Origin of the sequence: Pseudomonas sp. GM55 (genome assembly GCF_000282395.1) — a bacterium.
GTDB classification, from domain to species: Bacteria; Pseudomonadota; Gammaproteobacteria; order Pseudomonadales; family Pseudomonadaceae; genus Aquipseudomonas; species Aquipseudomonas fluorescens_CC.
Genome location: NZ_AKJJ01000004.1, coordinates 19192 through 42092 on the forward strand (window position 1 = coordinate 19192; position 22901 = coordinate 42092).

At 52.1% G+C, this 22901-nt stretch carries 20 protein-coding genes and 1 pseudogene; 13 read left to right on the forward strand and 8 right to left on the reverse strand.

The features are described 5' to 3' along the window. The first annotated feature begins 454 nt into the window (after nt 1-454). The 3 genes from PMI31_RS01135 (at nt 455) to PMI31_RS01145 (ending at nt 3258) form a co-directional block, all read left to right on the forward strand. Complete coding sequence (locus tag PMI31_RS01135; protein ID WP_008015671.1) at nt 455-823, forward strand: hypothetical protein; 369 nt, start codon at nt 455-457, stop codon at nt 821-823. A gap of 61 nt (nt 824-884) precedes the next feature. Then, complete coding sequence (locus tag PMI31_RS01140) at nt 885-2057, forward strand: DUF3800 domain-containing protein (protein ID WP_008015672.1); 1173 nt, start codon at nt 885-887, stop codon at nt 2055-2057. A gap of 148 nt (nt 2058-2205) precedes the next feature. Then, nucleotides 2206-3258, forward strand: coding sequence for a hypothetical protein (locus tag PMI31_RS01145; protein WP_008015675.1), 1053 nt, complete (start codon nt 2206-2208; stop codon nt 3256-3258). Nucleotides 3259-3407: 149 nt separating this feature from the next. On the opposite strand, the gene PMI31_RS01150 is transcribed toward PMI31_RS01145, so the two are convergent. Then, a complete protein-coding gene (locus PMI31_RS01150; protein WP_008015676.1) occupies nt 3408-4247 on the reverse strand; it encodes a hypothetical protein in 840 nt (279 codons plus the stop codon). Nucleotides 4248-4953: 706 nt separating this feature from the next. Between PMI31_RS01150 and PMI31_RS30925 the strand changes: the two genes are divergently transcribed. Further along, nucleotides 4954-5208 carry a hypothetical protein gene (locus PMI31_RS30925; protein WP_008015678.1) on the forward strand — a complete coding sequence of 85 codons (255 nt, stop codon included), beginning with the start codon at nt 4954-4956 and terminating at the stop codon, nt 5206-5208. A 72-nt stretch (nt 5209-5280) separates the two neighbouring features. After that, nucleotides 5281-6402 carry a reverse transcriptase family protein gene (locus tag PMI31_RS01160; protein WP_008015679.1) on the forward strand — a complete coding sequence of 374 codons (1122 nt, stop codon included), beginning with the start codon at nt 5281-5283 and terminating at the stop codon, nt 6400-6402. Nucleotides 6403-6518: 116 nt separating this feature from the next. Here PMI31_RS01160 and PMI31_RS01165 read toward each other — a convergent pair whose 3' ends face one another. Continuing rightward, a complete protein-coding gene (locus tag PMI31_RS01165; RefSeq protein WP_008015681.1) occupies nt 6519-6767 on the reverse strand; it encodes a hypothetical protein in 249 nt (82 codons plus the stop codon). A 417-nt stretch (nt 6768-7184) separates the two neighbouring features. Between PMI31_RS01165 and PMI31_RS01170 the strand changes: the two genes are divergently transcribed. The 3 genes from PMI31_RS01170 (at nt 7185) to PMI31_RS01185 (ending at nt 9457) form a co-directional block, all read left to right on the forward strand. After that, on the forward strand, nt 7185-7640 hold the full coding sequence (locus tag PMI31_RS01170; protein WP_008015683.1) for a VOC family protein: 456 nt from the start codon (nt 7185-7187) through the stop codon (nt 7638-7640). Nucleotides 7641-7707: 67 nt separating this feature from the next. Next, complete coding sequence (locus tag PMI31_RS01175; protein WP_008015684.1) at nt 7708-8676, forward strand: endonuclease; 969 nt, start codon at nt 7708-7710, stop codon at nt 8674-8676. 553 nt (nt 8677-9229) lie between these two features. Further along, complete coding sequence (locus PMI31_RS01185) at nt 9230-9457, forward strand: hypothetical protein (protein ID WP_008015685.1); 228 nt, start codon at nt 9230-9232, stop codon at nt 9455-9457. Between the two features lie 64 nt (nt 9458-9521). On the opposite strand, the pseudogene PMI31_RS31180 reads toward PMI31_RS01185, so the two are convergent. Beyond that, a pseudogene (locus PMI31_RS31180) lies at nt 9522-9755 on the reverse strand (hypothetical protein); the annotation flags it as partial. 362 nt (nt 9756-10117) lie between these two features. On the opposite strand from PMI31_RS31180, the gene PMI31_RS31015 reads away from it, so the two are divergent. Beyond that, the gene (locus PMI31_RS31015; RefSeq protein WP_177323543.1) at nt 10118-10357 is read left to right on the forward strand and encodes a hypothetical protein; all 240 of its coding nucleotides are present in this window, start codon (nt 10118-10120) and stop codon (nt 10355-10357) included. A gap of 119 nt (nt 10358-10476) precedes the next feature. Here the strand turns inward: PMI31_RS31015 and PMI31_RS01200 are convergent, their stop codons facing one another. From PMI31_RS01200 to PMI31_RS01225, 5 genes are all read right to left on the reverse strand, one after another. After that, the gene (locus tag PMI31_RS01200; RefSeq protein ID WP_008015687.1) at nt 10477-11415 is read right to left on the reverse strand and encodes a carbohydrate kinase family protein; all 939 of its coding nucleotides are present in this window, start codon (nt 11413-11415) and stop codon (nt 10477-10479) included. A 377-nt stretch (nt 11416-11792) separates the two neighbouring features. Beyond that, nucleotides 11793-12452, reverse strand: a complete 660-nt coding sequence (locus PMI31_RS01210; RefSeq protein ID WP_008015688.1) for a nucleoside triphosphate hydrolase — start codon at nt 12450-12452, stop codon at nt 11793-11795. 290 nt (nt 12453-12742) lie between these two features. Beyond that, nucleotides 12743-13669, reverse strand: a complete 927-nt coding sequence (locus PMI31_RS01215) for an ABC transporter substrate-binding protein (RefSeq protein WP_008015690.1) — start codon at nt 13667-13669, stop codon at nt 12743-12745. A 50-nt stretch (nt 13670-13719) separates the two neighbouring features. Then, nucleotides 13720-14742, reverse strand: a complete 1023-nt coding sequence (locus tag PMI31_RS01220; RefSeq protein ID WP_008015691.1) for an ABC transporter permease subunit — start codon at nt 14740-14742, stop codon at nt 13720-13722. Further along, nucleotides 14739-16298, reverse strand: coding sequence for a sugar ABC transporter ATP-binding protein (locus PMI31_RS01225; RefSeq protein WP_008015692.1), 1560 nt, complete (start codon nt 16296-16298; stop codon nt 14739-14741). Before PMI31_RS01225 ends, PMI31_RS01220 begins: the two co-directional genes overlap by 4 nt. A gap of 459 nt (nt 16299-16757) precedes the next feature. On the opposite strand from PMI31_RS01225, the gene PMI31_RS01230 reads away from it, so the two are divergent. The 4 genes from PMI31_RS01230 (at nt 16758) to PMI31_RS01245 (ending at nt 22126) form a co-directional block, all read left to right on the forward strand. Then, a complete protein-coding gene (locus tag PMI31_RS01230) occupies nt 16758-17762 on the forward strand; it encodes a LacI family DNA-binding transcriptional regulator (RefSeq protein ID WP_008015695.1) in 1005 nt (334 codons plus the stop codon). A gap of 397 nt (nt 17763-18159) precedes the next feature. Beyond that, entirely contained in the window at nt 18160-19824 is a 1665-nt protein-coding gene (gene pgi / locus PMI31_RS01235) for a glucose-6-phosphate isomerase (protein WP_008015696.1), read from the forward strand. Nucleotides 19825-20262: 438 nt separating this feature from the next. Beyond that, a complete protein-coding gene (locus tag PMI31_RS01240; RefSeq protein WP_008015697.1) occupies nt 20263-21489 on the forward strand; it encodes a maltoporin in 1227 nt (408 codons plus the stop codon). Between the two features lie 427 nt (nt 21490-21916). Then, nucleotides 21917-22126 carry a hypothetical protein gene (locus PMI31_RS01245; protein ID WP_008015698.1) on the forward strand — a complete coding sequence of 70 codons (210 nt, stop codon included), beginning with the start codon at nt 21917-21919 and terminating at the stop codon, nt 22124-22126. Nucleotides 22127-22901 lie beyond the last annotated feature (775 nt).

Below are 22901 nucleotides of genomic sequence, written 5' to 3' on the forward strand. Positions count from 1 at the left end.
CTTAAACATCAATCGGACGGCTTAAAGGCATTCTTTAACGTAGAGGAAAAATATTTTTTTGAAATAACCGTTTGCGTTAAATTTAGCTGCAGATTAACTATGCTGTCATCATTACCTACGCCGGGTCGGTTCAGCTCTACATAGAACTCGTCTCCGACTTCTGAGACCAATGCTAATGAGATCAATTTTGTATCTTGGTTGAGCTGAGTGAACTCACAGTCCAAAAAAAGCTTCATCACCTTCCGTCCTAAGCGTGTTCTCAATCCGTACTCATGACTGCGGTGTATTCTTGCGCAACGATGGTCAGTCAGGTAGCTGGGCAACACTCAGGCTAGCTTAGGGCTCCCAAGGCGCTCTGATTGCTGTGAGCACGTGATAGCAGTTGGCAACCCAATGATGGCTTTTGGCTTCGATGCCAGCTAGGATTTGGAGCACTTCAACATCAAGGACGGATATGAAAAGTCTCATCGCAGTTATGGCAGTTTGTTTGGCACTTGGCGGTTGCGCTACATCGCACTTCACCGCTGGCCGAGACTTTCCGTCGGCCAGTGTGGCGAGTATCACCAAGGGTAAAACCACGACTACTGAGTTGAAGTCGCTATTCGGTGAGCCTTACGCCAAAAGCGCAGTTAGCGAGACTGACGAAAAGTGGGTGTACACATACACCAATGGCTCAGCCCATGCTCAAAGCTACGTTGTCACTATGAAGGTGACGACCACTGGCACTCAGAAAACGCTCGACGTTCTGATCCGCAATGACGTGGTCATCAACTACACGTTCAGTGAGGGCCCTGCGCCCGGCACAACCACCGCCACTAACTGAGACTGCCACCTTGGCACTGGGCGACCCACTGCGTTCAGTCAGGTGTTGATGGAGCACGCCCATGGACAGAACGTATGCCTTCGTGGATGAGTCCGGGAATTCAGACCTGGATACGTCAAAGGGAGGGAGCTCGGGCTTCTTCATAGTGTGCTCCATCCTAGTGGCGGAGAAAGACTTAGACGCCGCCTACGCCCAAGCAGAAGTCCTACGAAAGCGCCATTTCCAAAATGGAGAGATCAAGTCAAGCAAGCTGAAGGCCAAGGATTCAGATCGTCGTGCCTGGATCCTGAACGAGCTAGCCGACCTGCCATTCAAGCTTTATTTCACCGTTGTTGATAAGTCCAGAATCCACAAAGATGGCGGCCTCCGTATCAAGACCTCGTTCATTAAATACGTGAACGGGTTGCTCTATGAACGTCTGTTCAGCGCCTACCCTGACCTGCGGATGATCGTAGACGAGCATGGTAGACAGGAATTTCAGGAGAGCCTCAAAAGCTACGTTGTAAAACGGTTCGTCGACGACCTGTTTGGCGATGAGGAAGCCTTCCAGACGATTTCCAGTAAGGACAACGTTTTGGTTCAGGTTGCAGATTTTTTCGCCGGCTCAGTAGCTCAGATCTACGAAGAGAAAGCATCGCAAGAAGCAGTTCTTGCCTACAAGAAGATCCTCCGCAGTCTGACTCTTGGCATGCTTGAGTGGCCATCCAAGTACCAGTCTCTCCTGCCGCCGCCGACGAATGAGTCTGGATATGCAGACTACCAGGTACACCAAGAAGCTCTCCGCCAAGCTGACCGATTTAGCGAGCGGGTTGGTGAGCACCCTGATGAAGATGAGCGCCTACAGCTAAGCATCTTGCGGTTCTTGAGATTTCAAAGCGAATTCGTCACCAAGGACTACGTGCTGACTACGGAAATCATGGCCCACCTGAAAGACAGCGGGTTCGGAGAGGTCAACGGCCAGAGAATTCGCTCCAGTGGCGTTGCCAAACTCCGAGATGCAGACGTCATCATCACAAGCGCGGCAAAGGGCTACAAGATTCCCCAGACGCGTGCGGACATCAACGAGTTTCTTGAAAGGGCGTCAGGGATTGTCGTTCCTCTGCTGGAACGGGTCAAAAAGGCTCGAGAGGTGTACCGGCTGAGTAGTCGCGGAGAATATGACATCGTGACGGCAGCGAACCTTACCGAGCTAGCCAAACTCCTCGCATCGCTAGAAGCACTTGCGGATGACTGAGCCGCTCGATGAGGAGCCATATAAGGCTGTGAAGATGCATCTCCTGATTGCTCACATATCATAGTGCTACTATCGCCCTTCCATCCTGCCAGCGCGCGCATCAACGATTTCTGGTGGTTTTTAAGGTTGAACATGGAGGTAGCAAATTATGCGCGTGATCACGGCGCACGCCCGGTTGATAAAAGGCATGCATGCCATGCAGCGAGCACTCATTGGTCAAGCAGAAGATCGCGGCGAGCTTCAATGGGCGTTCCCCAGTGGTGGTAGGGAAACGTGTCGAACGTATGCGCTGCAGACTGACCTTGGTGAAATGCTGTTCGCGATCCCTTCGCCGTGGGATGGAAGGCAAGCGCATATGTTCAGGCTCGGCTTTGAACGAGGCACCCTGTTTCCAGACGCAGAGATTAATATCCCAGACGGTCTAGACCGCAGCGTATCCGGTGTGCTCGCGGTAGGCGATAATGGCAAGACAATGATTTGTCATCGCGGTGCGGTCACGGCATTTCGTGGGAAGGTGCGTACCAGCATCACGCTTGAGCATTTCCAGGCTTGGCTACAGGAGGTCGACGACGATGGTAGGTCGGCACAGGTAATCGCCGTCAGCTCAACGGATTCTTCTACCATCGCCGACGACATCGCTGAGTTTGTATTCGAGGTGAAGCGACTCAAAGACAGGTTGAAGGCTGAAAGCCGGGATGACTACGTTCCTGATGAACAGGACGAGCCAGCTGTGGGGTGGGGAGAGCAAGAAGAGTACGAGGGCGACAAATCTTATTCCCCAAACCCAGGTAAGCGTGATTACCCATACCTCCATGGCCCCCTATGCAATGCGCTCCACCGGAAGTTGAAGGAGCTTGCCGGGGCCTCCGTCGCGGTCAAGGTTCTGAAGAACCGAAACATCGATCTGGCACTTGTCGACCGTGGTACAGGCAAAGCCAGAGCAATCTTTGAGGTCAAAACCAGCGCTTCGCTTTCGGCCCAACTGTATACGGCTTTTGGACAGCTCTCGTACTACCAGCATCGATTCGGTACAGAGGACACGGAGCGATATCTCGTACTGCCGGCTCATACCGCGTCTGATTTTACAGTGGGAGAATTTTTCGCCAAAGCGAACGTCCATGTGCTTTTCGGCGAGGCGGGTTCCTTTGAAAGAGCTGACGGCGCGAGCCTGGAAGAAGTCCTGTCTATGGTGTTGGAGTAGGCCCTTGGACGTCGATCTGTCGCTGATGATTGTCGGTTAAAAGCAAAAAGATCCTAGTCAGTGGGAGATCAGCCTGTCTTGTGAAATCTAGATATGTCGAAAGGATTTTTGAGTGGCCAGCTTTCAAGCCAGCCACTACCTAATCGGCCTCAGAAATCGTGCTCAATATCGTCGAAGAAGTTCCGATCTAGCTCGTACTCCAGAGAGCCGAAGCGCGCGAGCAGGTCTGCTCTTAGCTCACCCTGGGCTACAGGCTCAAAATCGATCCAGTAGCTGTACGGGAGCCCACCATCCGAGTCATTAGCCGTGACTTCCGCATCGGCCAGAAGCTCTCCGTCAGCGACTGAAATACCCAACTCATTCGCCAGGGCTTGGGCCATGGATATGCGAGGGCGGTCATCAACATGCTCGTCACTTTCCGCCTCTGCAATCTGAGCCCAATGCTCCCATTCAGACCTACGGTCGCGATCAGCATCAGACTCACTGCTGGAGATGGAGACGCCCTCCTCTGCAAGCCGCCACCTACCATCACGGCGCAATAGCTCGACCGAGGCTGTGAGGAAGAACGCTGCGCCGTGATACACCCGCTCCCGGTCTTGCTGCCCCTGGTAGGTAAGTGAAACCCCTAGGGTGAGCTTGCCGGTTGTGTCGCTGTAGTCCACAGCCTCCACCTCAAGGGCATCAATTGTGAATCCGCTTGCGTTGGTATCTGCAATTGCACCGGAGAGTTGATCCTCCAGCTCTTGATCCAGGTCGGAATAAACATCGTCCTCATGGATCGCTTCGCTGAAATCCTTGATCCCAAACACAGCCTCCATCAGGCGCGAATCTTTCGGGTTCCGCTGGGCGACCACAGAAAGCTCATGGTAATCAGCGAAGCCGGACTTTTTGGCAAGCGTTTCTTGAGCGGCAGCAAGCTTGAGGCCCTGGTCGCGAGCGAGTTGCTTGGCTTGAGATTTGAAAATGCTAAGCGGGGAAAAATCTGACATGGCAATAGCTCCAAAACATACGACGCTCTGGTGACCGATTGCCTGTTCACCGGGCAGCGTCTAGTTATGGACATGCCGATGTAATGCTGGAGGTTGTCAACGATGGGCTATTGCTTCGCGAAACAGGCGCCAGGCGACCATCACCGCCTGGCCGTGATCATAGGTCAACGAGTCCGGCTCTACAACCCTCAAACAACTCTGATTACCCAGTTCTATAACTGCGACGTAGGGTGTGTACCAGTTAAATTTTGACGCTGTTAGCAGTCAAAAATAAGACCTCTGAGGAAAACAATCCTTGCAACAAATATAAGTTGCAGCTGCTTCGATCACTCTGCTAAAAACAGTACCTGCTGGGTGCTACCACCCAGGTGCTCTTTAAACATGACTCAATATTCGGGCTTGCGGTTGTTGATCAGGAAACTGGTCAGCCTTGGTGTTCTCCTTGGCTTTCTTCGCCGCGCAGGTTGTTGCAGCCCCTCGCTCCTCAGTGCTTAGCGCTAAGGCCAATCCCAAAGGTTATCCGAGGGATTGTCTCTACTCGTTTCCAGTGTTGAGGCGTAAAGCGATGCGGCGGTAAAGCGGCGGACGGCTTATCAAGGGACTTGATAAGCAGAACTGTGGTTTGTAGTGGCATCTTCAGCGTTCCTTTCGGCCCGGAATGCTTGGCGGCGGGGCTAATTTCGGCCTGTCGTTGGGAACATCAGTCATGGTTAATTTAAAGAATCTGGCGCGTCGCAAGGCTCGCCAGGCTATGCACAACAGTGAAGATGCTCGCGTCATCGAGGCAGCTCCATCCCAAGAATCTAGAACGGGTCGGATTGCGTGGGTAAAGGCGAAGGCAGTAACCCTGCTCAAGTGGATCGCACGCATTCGGTTATGCATCTGGCTATGGGAGAAGGCTGTTGAGGGTTGGGATTACATTGAGACAGTGGTGATTCCACTTATTGAGAACATCCTATGACGCAACAAACCACATCATTCGAATTTAGAGGGGCCGGTTCATCGGGGCCGGCCCATCGTCGGAAACTTGGACATGGATGCTCCGTTCTATCCCCACAGCCCTATCCACAGCATCAAAGCCTTGGCACGTGCTCTTGGTGAACCTGCTGAGAGACTTCTTGCGCTTGCTCAGCGTAGCTCTCGACTTTATCGCTACGTCCCTCAAACAAAAAAAGACGGAATAACGCCACGGCATACCTATGATGCCCATGAGCCGCTGAAGACCATTCAGCGCAAGATCGTGGATCGGTTGCTCAGCAAGGTCACGTACCCTGGATATCTGCACGGCGGCATCAGAGATCCCAAACTACCCCGCAGCATCTACTCGAACGCCCGGGTTCATACCGGCGCCAAAACAGTTATCCTCCAGGACATCGCTGATTTCTTCCCATCGATTACTACCGAGCATATTTATCGCATATTCGCAGGCCTCTTCCGCTTCTCTGCAGAAGTAGCTGCGTTGCTCGCCAACCTGGTTACACGTGATGGGCAAGTGCCACAGGGCGCGAGTACGAGTAGCTACCTGGCAAACCTCGTCTTTTGGGATATTGAGCCGGCTTTGGTCGTACGCTTCAAAGCCCAAGGATTGGAATATTCACGCTTCGCAGATGACATCACTGTCTCGAGTAAAGCGTGTATTTCTTCTGCCACAACCACCCAAGTCATTGCCTCTGTCACGTGGATGCTCGGCCAAAAAGGATGTCTGCAGAAGCGGAGCAAGCTACATGTACGCAAACGTGGGCAAGCTTTAATCAACGGCGAAAAAGCTGACGCAGTCACGGTGACCGGGTTAGTCGTGGACAAGCCGATTCCGGCGCTTCCCAAAAAAGCCCGGCTAGCTATCCGGGCCGCAGTGAAGCAACTGGAGGATCGAGCTAATGGTTATCCAGGCCAGCTGTCCATTGAGGATGAAAAGGAAGTGCGCCGTGTTATGGGGCGCATTGGCAGGCTGATCGCTTGCGGGCATCCAGAGGGCCAGCGCCTTAAGACTCGAGTTCGAGCGTTGCTAACACGGGCACCGCTCTTGGAACGGTATGCGGCTGATGCCAAACTTGAACCTCAGATGGCTCCGGCTACCCCCACAGAGCTGAGCGTAATGGCAAGTAGCGCCATGCCAAGTGACCTGCCGGTGGATCTTCCGTGGGAAGCTAGCTAATTGTTGGCTAACGGTCTGCCCTGGTTCACTTCGGCTTTTGCCACTGGTCTGGAAGCGCGGTTTTGGCTTGAGATTTGAGCCGATGTCGCTGAATGCAAGCACCAAGGCGCCTGCAATCAGACTGAAGAGAATGCCGCCTCAATCAATCGTGCGGTAGGTAGTGCTCGACTCACGTCTGCTATGGCCCCCTCCATTACTTCACGCGCAGAAAATGCTTCACGAATAAACTCAAGAGCTAGGCGTCCCGGCAGACCTGTTCCGACCAACGCATCATCGCAGCCTTCTTCCGCCAAGCGTTCCACAAGCGCATCCACATCGCTCTCGTGAGACGTCAATTGATAATGGAGGGTGAAGGTAAAGACCATCTCTAGCACTCCGCTTCAGCAATATCCTAGGTGGTGTTCATTTTCACGCAGCGCAGAACCAATGCTCAACGAGCGGGCTTAGGCTGCCCATAACGCCTGGCTCACCATCAGTTTCGCCTACACCTGCGACTCGATAAACCACACTGTTGGAGCCAGTCACGTGAGCCCGCTGAGAAGCGATATGTTGATTGCCTACGTGGTTGCCGGGTAGAAAAAACGAAGCCCCGGAGGTTCGCGGCTCCGGGGCTTCTATTTTCGCCTCCATCCCTTAATGGTTTGGCGAACGTGGCCGGGACATTACCAGCGCCGTTTTGATATTTCACTACGACTTTGGATAAATGTGTTCGATTAGCGAAGCATCGAGGAAAACGCTATGTCGTGCTTACCATAGACGCCGTTTCAACAGGAAGACTGCAAATGGATCTGAAATTCAGTCACGTAGATGTACTGGTCAAAAATCTCGACGAAGCCTGTGCTTACTACGCGCAGGTACTTAACGCCAGGATCTCCAAAACCCTTGTCTGGGAACGAGGTGGTCTGCATGTGCGCTACGCGATTGCGCTGATGGGCCAAGAGCGTTTCATGTTGGTACAGCCGTTGGCGGGGAACCTGAAAGAGCTATTGGATACGTCGGGTGAAGGGATGATTTACCGCCACTGCTACTCGACACCGGACATCGAGAAAGCCTATGACGAATTGATGGCCGCAGGTGTTCAGCCAGAAGACGAAAATGGAGAGCCATTGGCTCGTGCGAACCTGCAATCCCCGTCTGGGGCACGCATCATTTGGTTGCCCAAACGCTTCGGGCACTTCTCTATTGAGATACTGGAAGATAAAACGCTGGAGGCATTTATCGAGGCTGCGTTTTCCTAAGAAAATTCTGCAGTGGGCGTGGGCGTCGTGAGTACAATGCGCGCCCTTAATTGGCTAATGCTTTCCAATGAAAAAACTGCTTTCCGTAGTAGCGCTGCTGACCTTCTCAGTAATCCCCCCCGCCTTCTCAAGCCCTCCATCGACCTTTTCCGAAGCCAAGGTCATCGCCAAGCAAAAGATCTACCTCGACCAGGCGAACAGTGCCATGGGCGAGCTGTATTGCGGCTGCAAATGGACATGGGTCGGTAAGTCGGGTGGTCGGATTGATGCTGAATCTTGCGGCTATCAAACAAGGAAACAACAGAGCCGCGCAGAACGGACTGAATGGGAACACATCGTTCCTGCCTGGACATTCGGTAACCAACGCCAATGCTGGCAGAACGGTGGTCGAGAGCATTGCGTGGATGATGATCCCGTATTCCGAGCGATGGAAGCTGATCTGTTCAACCTCTACCCATCTGTTGGGGAGGTGAATGGTGACCGCAGCAATTTCAACTACGGGATGGCCTCCGGGATAGCGCCGCAGTATGGGCAATGCAAGACGCGGGTTGATTTCGAGCAACGTGCTGCGGAACCACGTGACGAAGTTAAGGGGCTGGTCGCCAGGACAACCTTTTACATGTTCGACAGATACAAACTGAGCATGTCTCGTCAGCAGCAACAGCTACTGATGGCCTGGGACAAGCAGTACCCGGTTTCGTCTTGGGAGAAAGAGCGAGATCGACGCATTGCAGCAATCATGGGGCATTCCAATCCATTCGTGACTGGCGAGCGTCGATGGTCGCAAGGCTACAAGGTAGTTGGTGAGGGGGTGGTTAGTGCCCTTCCCGTCAACCCTCCGCGAGTAGCAGCCCAACAAACCCTGGCGAGCGTGACCGGTACAGGTGTGATCATCGGTAATCGGAAGAGCCAGGTGTATCACCTCTCAGTGGGGTGCCCTGGTTATGGTCAGGTGTCTGCGAAGAATCAGATTTCCTTCACATCAGAAGCTGAGGCCCAGGCAGCGGGATATCGAAAGGCAGGCAACTGCAAATAGTTGCTGCTTGTTGAAAGTCGGCCTTGCGAAACCGAGGCCGGCCCCCAACTTTAGACTTAGACATGCGTCCTGCTTTTGCTATTTTCATACTTGATAACGTCATTAACCGCAGGCGGTTCCAGCTAAGGCTTAGACGCCCCCATCTTTCACCATCCAATGAGCCAACCGCTGACTGCCAACCTGGAGTAACAAATTGCTGACCCGTCCCGACAAAGACGCGCTACGTGCGATGCTGGAATCGCAAGTCCAAGAAAAGCTGCAGCACGACCCAGACGCGTTAACGACATATGCAGCCAAGCCTGTACCAGAGCGCAAACCGTACACCAGCAAACCCACGGTTCAAGACAAAGCATTTCACAAAGAACTCGAGCAGATGCGTGCGGACGCTGAAGCTGGAGTGATACACGCGCCTAAGTGCGAGTCTGAGGATGGAGCTGCTCCTAGCCTTAGACTTGATGATTACCCGGGTCTGTAAGATGTACTGCTGAGAATCTACAGGCGGGAACGGTTTGCCGGCCGAAAGCAACTGAGACCACACGTGAGAAAGCCACCTATGAAAATCATGATCGAAGAATGGGATGGTGATGGTGCAATCCGGATTCCCGATGAGGCACTGCAAGAGCTGGAGTTGGATATCGGCGACGCGGTGTATCTAATTGAAGAATTTGTCGGCAACACGCGATGCCTAGTCCTATCAAAAACGGCTCAAATCGCGGATCGAATAGACGAGCTCACTGAAGCCTGGGATAGCGGACAGCTTGGTAACGCCCAGGAGAAATGAGACAGCCGTAATGCGCTTCCTTGACGCCCTCAAGGAAGGCCACCTGCAATTATTGATGGGCGAGAGCTGCCTCGATCAAGCGTGCGTTAGGTACGGCTCGGCGCACGTCTACTATGGCGCTCTCAATTGCGTCATCTGCCGAAGGTGCTTCACGGATGAATTCAAGAGCTAGGCGCCCTGGCTGCCCTACTCCGACCAATGCATCATCGCAGCCTTCCTCAGCCAAGCGTTCCACAAGCGTGTCCATATCGCTCTCGTCAGACGTCAGTTGGTAATGAAGGGTGAAGGTAAAGACCATCTATAACACTCCGCTTCAGCTAGACCCTGCGTGTTTTCTATTTTCGCACGACGCGAACAGCAGTGAGCCCTGGGACTGCGAAAACATGGCAACACCGGGGAGAAATAAGGCAGCGCAGGCATGACAGGCATAATTGCGGAGCGAGTCGCCTAGGCTACCTATCACCGGGGGGTAGACGATGCTAGGAATGTCGCATCCATCATTAAGGAGATGCTCGGCTGATTAAGTGAGCCGGGCCCATTGGCCCGAAGAAGCGACCTCTCCATTTATGTCACCCCGCAGCTCAGCTAGGGCAAGAGATGACTCGGACGCAAAATAACTTGAACACAACCTGTCCTCTCACCGCCCGCGAGGTCTGCCAGGTGCTGACGGAAGTCAGCGCTCGGCACTCGTACTTTGCAAAGAGCCTGCAGTCACTATCTTCAATGGCTATGACACAATCGGCTACTGCGAGTGCTGCAGTTCGCCTGACGGACGAGTTGGGACATTTGAAGATGCTTCTCGAAATCCAGGCTTTGGTGATCCTTGCTCGGAACAACTGCTGGGTGGCATTTGCTTTTTTTGAAAAATTATTGCCAATACCCATCGGCGTGGAGCTGTAGGGTTTTCCTACAAAATTGATCTCCCACAGTAAATGTGAGTATTCCTGTGGGAGCGGCTGAAGAGCGACCCGACTTGCCCGCGAAGACTGCAGTGCCGACGACACAATCCTGACCAGATATCAATCCAACTGATACCGAAAAGGTAAGTCCGGCCCGGTTTTACCGCAGGTCAGGGCAGCGGCGCTGATGGCAAAGGTGAGCATTTCGTCGATCTGTTCACGGCTCAAGCGTTGCAAGCCCTCCACCGAATCCAGCTGCTGTTCAGTCAGCCAAGCGATCAATGCCGCTTGGAAGGTGTCGCCGGCGCCTACGGTATCGACCATCACCACGGCACGGGCCGGCACCGACCAAGTGCCATGACGGCGGCTGAAAACTGTCGCGCCCTGACCGCCACGGGTGAGGAATACCAGTTGGCAACGGTGTTCCAGCCAGCCCTCGATCACGCTCTGCGGATCACGCTCGGGATAGAGTAGGTGCAGGTCTTCGTCACTGACCTTGATCAGATCGGCATGTTCGACCAGAGCGCCGATACGTTCACGCCACAATTCGATATTCGGCTCTGGGTTGAGTCGCACGTTGGGGTCGAGACTGATCAGGCGTTTGCCACTTTCCCGGCAGACCAGAGCCAGTAGGGTATCGGCAATCGGCTGCACCACCAACGAGAACGAGCCGATATGCAGCCCTCGCACGTCAGCGCCCAACTCAGGCAAATGCCCCGGCAACAGCTGACGATCAGCGCAGCCTTCGCCGCGAAAACTGTAATGCGGCGAGCCATCGGCACCAACGGCGACCATGGCAAGGGTGGTCGGTGCGTCGAAGTCCTGAAGGTAGTCCAAACGCACGCCCTCCTCCTGCAATACTTGCTGTAAACGCCGGCCCAGGTAGTCGGTGGACAACCCGGCAAACAGCGCCACGTCGATACCCAGGCGCCGCAGCCCGACGGCGACGTTGAACGGTGAACCGCCGGTAATGGCCTTGTAGTTTATTTTTGAAGCTTGAGCTCCGGGGTCGTTTTCACTAAAGAAATCGAACAGCGCTTCGCCACATACCAAATACATAGTCGTTTGCTCTTTAAAGGTTCGCTACAGGTTGTTGATAGCGTTAATAGGTCTGTTGATAGGCAGCCACGCTGGCTGCGACGGGTAATGTTTCGCTGGCGTGACTGGCACAGCGCTCGCACAGTTCGGCCTGTCAATAAGCAGAAAATGGCCGCCGACGCCTCCGGACTGGATTTTGCCGGTGGCGATGTCGCCCAGCATTGTCACCGCTGCCGCTGGAGACCAGTGCCTTGAGGTTGAGACCAACTGCTCGGCGATCTCTAAAAGTATCGTGCCTACAGGTGTATAGAATTGGATCAATTGCGGCAAAGCGGACTCCAGATTAGCGATAAAAATACTAGCTAAGCGAAGCTCTTGGGTAGCGGCATGATTCTCTCTCAAGGAGAAGAAGCGGGTTCTTCATCTGTGATCGTAAAGTCAGCACTACTGCTGGCCGAAATCACAAATTCGGCATTCGGAAGGTCGTTGCAACGAACTTTTTCATAGGAAGTAGACTCATCGAACCCGAAGGATCTCCATCGATCAAGCAGTCGCGTCTCCAAGGTTTTACGGTCAACCTGCAGCATAATGGTGGTGTCAAAACAGTCCCTTAAGGACGACCATGGGGCAAGATTTAATAGAAGGTAGTTTCCTTCTACGATGAGATATTTCACGTCAGAGGAAACCAATCGTCCTGCGGCACGGGATATCTCCAGGTTACGATCGAATACTGGAACGGCAACCGTTGGTTCGTTGTTCGCACGAAGCCGCAGCAGCAGACTCCTGAAGCCACCCACATCGAATGTATCGGGGGAACCCTTACGATCTAAAAGGTTCAAGGATCTAAGAACCGCGTCATCATAGTGAAAGCCATCCCCGGGAATGACCGCTGCACTCCCCGGCATAATACTATTAAGGGCCTCTACCAAGGCCTCAGAGACGGTGGACTTACCTGCACCAGGCGGCCCCGCTAGCGCAACGACAATTCGATTACCAGACAGAGCCTTAACGTAGTCAAGTAGCTCTATGCTTACTATTGTGTTTGCGTTGGAAAACATGCCAAGTTTCTCGTCAGCAAGCGTCGCTCAGGCCCCCATACCGGAGATACGTGGAGCTTGAACAATACTTATGGATACATAATTACAACAGGTTCAACAGAATCCCTAGCAAGCAAACCTCTAAGATGCCCATAATTGAAGCACATCTATGGGCCTGATACTTAACTAGAGCCACCGGAAGATCATTAAATTTAGGCTGTTCGGCTACTGCGAGTACCTCGCAGCAGCCATTACCCGCATTCCAGATGTGGCTAGATACCCCTATGCCACCTGACTAAATCGCTTATTAGTCATTGGTCAGCTTGCCAGCCTTTGTACTCCATAACATTAGTTCGGGTTACAAGTGAGGGTTGAAGCAGTACCGTTGTGCTTTGCAAGGATTTGCCATTCAGCAGGTCGTTACCCATCGTTACGGCCTGTTGTGCTTGGCCCCAAGGGGACTGAGAGGCAGAAGCCTGGATCTGTGTATCGCTTTTGAGTGCTGTCTCTATATCGGGAGCCCCATCCACCGATGCGATAATGATGCCTTTACGCTTGAGTTGTTTTGCTGCCAGGTCTGCACCTATGGCTTGGGGATCATTGATAGCGAACACCGCGTCGATTTTCGCAAAGCGAGTCAGGTCGCCTTGCATCACGCTGTAGCCACCTTCTCGCGAGCCTTTGGCATCCTGATTATCAGACAGTACCTTAATATCAGGTGCCTGTGCGAAAACACTCTTACACCCATTGACACGATCCAAGACTGCTGAAGTCTGCGTACCATTCTGGATAATAACGTTACCCTTGCCACCAAGTTTTTCAGAAATGTACTGACATACAATCCTGCCGGCTTCGACGTTATCTGTCTGTACCGTGGCGTTGGCACCTTGCACCATAACATCTACACCCACAACCACTATGCCTGCCTTTCTCGCTTTCGCAATCGCAGGCGCGATTGCTACAGGGTCGACGGCATTGACAAGAATCAAGTCTACGCCCGATGAAATGAAGTTATCGATCTGAGTGAACTGCTTGTTTAAATCGTAATCGGCCGAGACTGAGGTAAATTTTGCTGCTGGATTGATATGCAGTGCCTCCGCTTTAGCGCCATTTACCATCGCTACGAAATAAGGATTTCCCAGCGAGCCAACAGTTATCCCGACGGATTTCAACTCTCGCGCTTGAGCGGTGCTAAATGCCAGTAGTGCACAAACAGCGGTAAATATTATTTTTTTCATGGGTGCTGCCTCTTATTATTGGAGTTTGTTGCGGTAATTATATTTATGATTCAGGTTCGTGCGCCTGTCTGCCGAAAGCGATCGAGTGCTACCGCTCCGATAATGACGACACCTTTGATGATGTATTGCCAGATATCCGAAACTCCCAACAATATCAGGCCGTTGGAAAGTGTAGCGATAATCAAGGCGCCAATTAGCGTACCGATGATGGTGCCGACGCCTCCTGTAAAACGTGTCCCTCCCAGGATAACGGCTGCGATAGCGTCGAGCTCATAGGACTGCCCCATTTGCAGTCCGTTAGCAGCCATCAGTCGAGCGGAAGTCATGATGGCCCCCACACCCGCCAACAAACCGGATAGTGCATAAACAAATAACAGGACTTTCCAGACCTTGATTCCCGATAACCGTGCGGCCTCAGGATTGCCACCCACTGCGTAAATTTGTACACCTAAAACTGTCCGTCGAAGAATGAGCCACGAAAGAGTAACCACTACCATCGCGATTACAACCAACCATGGCACCCCAAACAACGTATCGTTTCCAATGTAAGCAAACGATAGATCGGGATTGAAAACCGTTTTGTCTTCGCCGATTAGGCGTGCGATTCCACGCATCGCAGTCAATCCGCCTAGGGTGACTATAAACGCAGGCAGCTTCCCAAAAGCGACCAATGCACCATTGACGAGCCCTAGCAGCAATCCGACTCCAAGCCCAGCAGCGATGGCCAGGGGAGCGAACCCCGGGACTTGCGATACCAATAGCGCCACTACTGCAGAAACAGCCAGAATCGAACCAACCGAAAGATCGATTCCACCTGTCAAAATCACGAAAGTTAAACCTGATGCCAACACCACATTGATAGAGGCTTGTTGACTAATTATTGAGAAATTCTGAGCCGAGAAAAAGCTCTCGCTCATCAGGCTAAAGCCCACACAAAGGAGCAACAATACGGGCAGCATGCCCGCCACCCTCATCATTTGGCGCATTTTATCCTGCGCGGTAGCTCCAGTGATGTTTCGTACACCAGGTGTGGTGAAGTCACTTACTAATTTTCGTTGCAATGGGGAAGTCATTGGACTAAGTCTCCGTTGGCTAGAGTCAACCTGTCGCTGCCTGTGGCAAACGCAATAATGGTTTCAGGTGTGATATCAAGACCGCTGTGGCCACCGAGTTCGGTGACAAGTTTTCCTTCACACATGACCAATACACGGTCAGCAATTCCAACGATTTCTGGTAGCTCACTTGAAATCATCACTACACAAACGCCAGATGCGGCCAATGCATTGATTATTTTATATATTTCTGTCTTAGCTCCAATATCTACACCCGAGGTAGGCTCGTCGAGGAACAATACCCTGGGTTTCATCTCAAGCAGACGAGCCAGCAAAACCTTTTGCTGGTTGCCTCCAGACAACGCTCCGACATTGATATCTGAGGACGCTTTGATATTGAGTGTTTGAATTGCTTGTTCGGCGCGTCCAGTTCCGGCCGTTCGGCTCACAAAGCCCGCAAATAGAGCATCACTTCCCACAACACATACATTGATATTGTCGTGGACACTCATGTCGAGAAAAAGGCCCAGTGCTTTGCGGTCTTCTGTTAGATAGGCGATACCTGCATTACCTGCATCGCGAGGAGAGCGTATGACTACAACTTTACCATCAATTTCAATCTGTCCACCTGAGTAAGCATCGACACCTGCGATTAATCGGGCAAGTTCTGTTCTCCCTGAACCTACCAGTCCTGCAATGCCAAGAATTTCGCCGGCATACAGATCGAAACTGCAATCTTTAATATTGGAGCCATCTGTAAGGTTGCGAACACGTAGTATCGGTTTCTCATAAGAACACGAAGGACGCTCATGGGCATAGAAACCGGAAACATCGCGGCCAACCATCATCCGGACTAAGGTTTCAGCTGATAGCGTGGCACGATCCAGCGAACCTACGTAATGACCGTCTCGGAGCACCGAAACAAAATCGGACAATGCGTATATCTCAGCCATTCGATGGCTGATATAGATGATCGCGACGCCATCATCACGTAACTGGCGAATCAACGTAAATAGACTTTCAGTCTCTTTTGAAGACAGCGGCGTTGTAGGCTCATCCATCACCAGGATTCGCGTATCGGCATGAATTGCACGGGCGATTTCAACAAGTTGTTGGTCGGCGATCGACAATGTACCGACCAGCGCGTGCGGATCAAATGTGACGCCAAGTCGCTTTAGTACAACCTGCGCGCCTTCGGTCATTGCCTTGTGGTTTACAACCCCACATCGACGAATTTCTCTACCCAGGTAGATGTTCTCGACCACGCTCATATTCGCGCACAAGCTGAGTTCTTGATAGATAACTGAAATGCCATGGCGCTTCGCATCGTTCAGGCCATAGTTTCGAATATCACATCCATCGATTCGGATAGTGCCACTGTCGGCTATATAGGCCCCCGACAAAATTTTCATCAGAGTGGATTTACCGGCGCCGTTTTCGCCCATTAGCGCGTGGATTTGTCCAGGGAAAATACTGAGGTCGATGTCATGCAGGACGCGCACCCCATTGAATGACTTCGAGATGGAACGCATTTCCAATAGGGCAAGAGGTGGACTTTCAGAGCCAGTGCTCAGCATTGCGGTTAACTCCTTATCTGCCGATTTGAGAAGCAGTGAAACCTCTCATCGGTGTTCTTGTTCGAGAAACATAGTCCAAAGGAAAGCGCTTGCGCAAGCGCTTTCCTTTGCATACGAAGGAAAGATGAAAAGGCTAGGAAAGCGCTTGCGCAAGCGTTTTCGTCTCAGCTATGCTTTTTTCAACAGCGTCCCTGCGTCCCGTTAACGGTTCGCTATGTGATCGCAAAAATAATAAAAAGGAGTGCCCGGCTATGCTGCATAGCGGATTCCACCATCTCGCCTCACCCACTTTAGGTGCACAGCGCACCTCGCTGGGTCTCTCTCGAAATTGCGGGCCCGCCCCGGCATCAATTCCTAGAGCCTCCGACACATTTTCTCGCCGTGAGCTTTACAATGGCTTACCGCTGGGCATGAGTTCAGCGCTATCCATGAAATCACGTGAGAAAGGAGTGGTGCACAGTGGGCGCAAAGATGAGTGATGTAGCGCGAGCCGCGAACGTATCAATGTCTACGGTATCCCACGTACTCAACGGTACTCGCAAAGTGCATCCTGACACCGTCCGTAGCGTGAATCAGGCTGTAGAGTCCGTAGGCTATATTCGAAACTCGCTCGCTCGATCTCTAGCTCGCTCCTCTTCAGGTGCTATAGGGGTGGCGATTGCTACGCTGTCGAACTATTACTTCAGTGAAACAGTACGTGCCATCGAAGCGGCATGTGCGAAAAGCGGCTTGATGATGATTCTGGTCAATACGCAAAAAGATCCTGAACAAGAGCTTAAAGCGGTCAAAGCACTGCATGAGAGACGTGTTGACGGCATTGTACTCGCCTCGGAGCATGATCCAGAAAATAGAGTATTTAATTACTTAAAGGCCAACAAGATACCCACGGTTCTCATCGATCGACTTCTGTCGACGTCTTTCGATCAGGTGGGGGTAGAGAATAAGCAATCATCTCAAGAGTTGATTGCACACTTGATTAAACTTGGACATCGGCGTATCGGGATGGTATCCGGACGATTGAGTCAGTCTTCTTCTCACGAGCGAATTGACGGTTACCGTGCGGCCTTGGCTGATGCAGGAATTCAGTACGAAGATCAATTAGTTTGCTGTGGTGAATCGGCGATTGAGCCGGCAATGGAAGCGACTCGCCGTCTACTAGCGCTAGAGCACCCGCCTACCGCAATAATGACCGCTAACAACTTGATGACCATTGGTGCAATGCAGGCCCTTCGTGAAGCAAGGCTTGAGGTGCCAAAGGACATCGCACTGGTCGGCTTTGACGACTTCGAATGGGCGGATGCTTTTAGCCCTCGACTGACAGTTATAGCGCAACCTCTCGAGGAACTCGGGGCCCAGGCTGTGAAGCTTTTATTGAAGCGTATCAAGCAACCTGATGGGAAACGTCAGACTATTCGATTGAAACCCTCTTTAATTCAACGAGATTCTTGCAGCGCTCCCAAATGACTGTACTCGGGGATTTATCCTGAGGATCTAGCGGTTGCAGGCGTGAATTATTTGACTCTTGTCCACGTCTCGCCGCCTAGATAACTTTTAAACTAAATGATCCGCACCTGGCTTCCATTTGTCGCGCACGCATATGTATGTTTATTTTTTACTTAAACAACCGACTTTCGGTTTTGTTTTCTTCAGGCCTCAATGATTTCGCTAAAGAGATAGGCGTCTATTTAAATTGCAATGAAAAACTCTGACCTCGTGGAGTGGAGTCCGATAGCCGATTGTAACTACAAACCGTAGAACCTATTTCTGCCGGGGCGTTTCTGCGTGTGCAAAATTACAAAACTCCAAAATTTTAATCGTTGATTGAGACGGCTGAAGCCGTATTGGCAAAGAGAGGCTGAGCATGAATAACTACAACAAAACGAATGATGTGACTGCATTGCCGGCATGGCGCAATCTGCTCGACCATCGGGAGAGCATGAAAAATTTTAGTATGCGCGATGCCTTTCAAGATGACAGTAAACGCTTTCAAGACTTTTCCTTGGCGGGCTGCGGGCTGTTTCTGGATTACTCCAAAAACCTGATCACTCACGAGACGCGTTCATTGCTTGTAAACCTTGCTCGCGAGGCTGGCGTGGAGCAGGCAGCGCATGCCATGTTCAGTGGAGAAAAAATCAACTGTTCCGAGGGGCGCCCTGTGCTGCATACCGCGTTGCGGCGACCAGTGGGGGAACCTTTGATGGTCGATGGCCGCAACTTGATGCGCGATGTGCATGGTGCTCTGGCCCAGATGACTGACGTTGTGAGTCGTATCCATAGTCATCTTTGGCGTGGTTACAACGACAAGGTCATCACTGATGTCGTAAATATTGGTATTGGTGGCTCATTTCTGGGCCCTGAGCTTGTCTCTGAAGCACTCGCGCCCTTCGCTCGGCATGGGGTGCGGTGCCATTACCTGGCTAACATCGACGGCAATGAGTTCCGAGAGGTTACAGCCGATCTGAACGTAGAAACAACGCTGTTCATCATCTCCAGCAAAACCTTCGGCACCCTTGAAACGTTGAAGAACGCGCAAGCTTGTCGAAGCTGGTACTTGGCTAAGGGCGGGACGGAAGAGAAGCTATATCGCCACTTCATTGCGGTGACAAGCAATCGTCAAGCTGCGCTGGATTTCGGCATCCGTGAAGCAAACATTTTTCCTATGTGGGACTGGGTCGGTGGCCGTTACTCACTATGGTCGGCAATTGGCCTGCCGATTGCTCTGGCCATTGGCATAGCTAACTTTAAGGAACTGCTGTCCGGCGCGTACGCTATGGATCAACATTTCCTGAATGAGCCATTGGAACAGAACCTTCCCGTTCTTTTAGCGGTACTCGGCGTTTGGTATCACAACTTTTGGGGTGCGCAAAGCTATGCGTTCTTACCCTACGACCATAACCTGCGCAACTTCGTGAAACATCTGCAGCAGATGGACATGGAGTCCAATGGCAAAAGTGTTCGTCATGATGGCACGTCAGTTTCCTACACCACTGGCCCAGTAATCTGGGGTGGCGTGGGATGTAACGGACAGCACGCTTACCACCAGTTATTGCATCAAGGGACGCCTCTCATTCCAGCCGACTTCATTGTGCCTGTGGTCAGCCACAACCCAGTGGCTGATCATCAGGAATGGCTGTACGCCAATTGCTTGTCTCAAAGCCAAGCGCTGATGCGAGGCAAAAACCGCGCTGAAGCTGAGGCAGAGCTAAAAGCCAAAGGCCTTTCGTCCAGTGAGATTGAACGACTGGCGCCGCATAAGGTGATTCCCGGTAACCGGCCAAGCAATACAGTTGCTCTTGAGATCATCAATCCACATAGCCTTGGTGCGTTGATCGCCCTTTATGAACACAAGGTCTTTGTCCAGGGTGTAATTTGGGGAGTCAATTCGTTTGATCAATGGGGCGTGGAGTTGGGCAAGGAGCTAGGCAACAGCGTCTACAACCTTCTGACTCGCTATGACGCGGAACCGGCAGATGATTCCTCGACGCAGGGCCTTATAGATTTCTTCCGGGGACGTCATCGTGGTTAGAGCCTCAAAAGATTGGGTGGGACTAATGCCTTCCAGTCTTGGAGAAAACGAATGCCATGTAGTAGTGCCTCTGCGCATGTATTCACTCGCGTTGTACTTCTGAGGCTACAGGGTGATCGACCGGCCCTGCACCGTGATTAAGTTAGTTTGGGCTTCCAGGTTCGTGACCTGAATATACATTCCAAAGGGTAAAACTTACGACGATTAACCAACTCATGTTTTAAGTAATCGCTTGCTTACCGTAGTCACTCCGCACTGGCACTGCCTGGATTCTTCTCATGCTTTGGCTCAGGTAATACGGTGCGTTTTCTATTCGATTTAACCTATTTCCCATTCGGGAACTTGTGCGTGGAGCCAGTTGCGTACTTGGTTACAAAGCGTGCTGACTCGCGTTATCGACCTTGTCCAATAAGTATAAAAAAACAAAAGGTGTTATGAATGAACGTTAAAACTCTCAGTGCAGTTCTGGGTGTGTCCTTTGCTGTCGGCTTTCTGCCTGTTGACGCGTATTCAACAGACTTCAGTGGTTATTTCAGAACCGGAGTGGGGGATTCTACTCAAGGAGGGACACAGTCGTGTTTTCAGCTACCGGGCGCGCAGTCCAAATATCGCCTTGGCAACGAATGTGAGCAGTATATGGAGCTGGATTTGCGCCAGGATCTACTTTCACTGGACGACGGCTCGTTGCTTAGCGTGGAAGGCATGGCACAGTTTTACAACGAGTATGGCCATGAACCAAAATTTGACGGAGAGCACGGTTATACGCGGATGAGTCAGCTCTACGCAGAGTGGAGCAAGATGCCGGCATTGAATGGCGGCTCTTTCTGGGCGGGCCGTCGTTACTACAACCGAAACGACATCAATATTTCCGACTACTTCTACTGGAACCAAAGCTCAACGGGCTTTGGGTTCGACCAGGTCGCATTGGGAGATCTGAAATACAGCTACGTGCTCTCACGCAAGGACAACGTCTTCCAAAAGGATTTTGTTACCCGTCATGATGTGACTGTCAGCGGATTCAACACAAATCCCGGTGGCGAAGTTCAGCTGGGCGTCAGTTATCTGGATAAGCCAAGCCGCGAGGATGCTCATCAGGGCTGGTCAGTGGTTGCCCAGCACAAGCAGGTCGCGTTCCTGGGCGGAGTCAACAAGTTCGCTGTTCAATATGGCCGAGGGCCAGGCACTGCATTGGGCTATACCGGTGATACCACGTTGGATGAGAGCAACAAAAGCTGGCGGCTCGTGGAGTTTTTCGATTGGCAATTGACTCATGCTTTCAGTGGTCAAGTTGAACTGGTCTATCAAAAAGACACGCGCCCTGAAGGTGATGATCAGAACTGGTTATCCATTGGTGTTCGGCCAATTTATGCGTTCACGGATCAGTTCAAGCTGATCACCGAGGTTGGGCGCGACCAGGTTGAAGCCGCAGACGGTACCCGAAAACTCACTAAGTACACCATCGCGCCGACTTGGTCACCGAAGGGCCCGGGATTCTGGGACAGGCCGGAATTTCGTCTGTATTACACCTACGCTACCTGGAACAAGGCTGCGCAACGCGCCGCCAGCTTGCAATCTCCGGGATCGGCTCTATCTGATACCGGTGCGTTTGGTACAGACTTGCAAGGCTCCAACGTAGGGGTTCAGATCGAGTATTGGTGGAAATAAACTCCCTTGTTGACGCCGATGCCAAATTGAACCAAATGCCGACGCAAGACCGACCCACCTCCAAATCAGCACAAATTCAGCAAAGGCAACGGTTTGTGAGGAGTCAGACTGGGTCAGTGACATCTCGGCAACTGGGTGTATTCGGCTTCGGCACCAACACCTACTGCCCCAGAGGGCATACACGGGGCTGTGGGCGGGTGTTGGTTAGCGGATGGAAGAGACAGGCGTCGAAAAAAAAGGGCCTCAGTCGAACAGGTGCATCAGGTGTCCATCCAACATGGGTTCTGCAACCTGCAGCTCAGGTAAGCAAGGCCGCTCTTTGTACTCAATCCAATATTACTTGGTCAGCCAGGACTCAACGGTCACGAGGCCGCACTAAGCCCTCCAGGACTTTTGCTACGCTGACCTCTTCCACGGAGGAATCACAATGTCGAATGCAGACCTGCTCCCTTCCCTACTGTCCAAAATCTATCAAAACCAGCTCGCACTTGAGGCTGCCATTATGGAGCTGACGCTGTGGGTCGAGCAGCGCGGATCAGCAGAGGTAGCCGGCAACGTTCGCGGTGCTTTAGAGGCAATCAGTAAGAATGAGCAATTCATCGGTATGACGCTTGCGGTGCTCATGACACCTGAGTGAGTAGGTCTCGAGTTTGATAGGCTAGCCGGGCCATTGGCCCGAAGGAGCGACCTCCCCATTACGTCACACCACAGCTTAGCTATGGGTATGCGATAACTCGCACGCAGAATGATTTGAACACAACCTACTCTCCCACCTCCCGCGAAGTCTCTGTCCTCACGCAGAGAATCATTGCGCCCTGTCATAAATTGTCTCAGCTCAGTCCTGCATAATTGTTGAAATCATGGAGTCATACCGGTACTCCTAAAGCACCAGTTTCAGCAGGGAACGCATCATGCATTCAAGATTCAGGGTCATTGAGACCACCGGACTGGAAGATGGCAATAAGCGATACAGGGTCGTTGATCTCGTTGAAGGAGGCTCAGCTAGCAAGCATGGTGTGTTTAAGGCCAGAGCAGATGCAGATGCTGTTTGTTCGCTCCTGAATGCCGAACATACGCGTCAGAGTGCTGTCGGTCGTATGTCTCGGAGCCTTTGATCCACTCGCTTCGGAACGCCAAGCGCCGGATGGTTTGTAGGACTGCTCATACCTACATCGCAGTCACGGACTTTCACTCCGAAAGTACGTTTTGAAGGCGCTCCTAGTTAAGTCGATGACACTCATCCTTGACCTCTTCTCGGGCCTGATAGGTCGTCTTCAGTCGTGAGCTTCGTACAGAACGCTACGAGCTGCTGCCCTCCGCCACAGGCAACAATCGGCCAATAGCGGACGTTTGAGTCTGAGTCTCGCCCGGCTCGACTCCGGAGACGAATCTGCTGAGATAGGCGAAAAAAG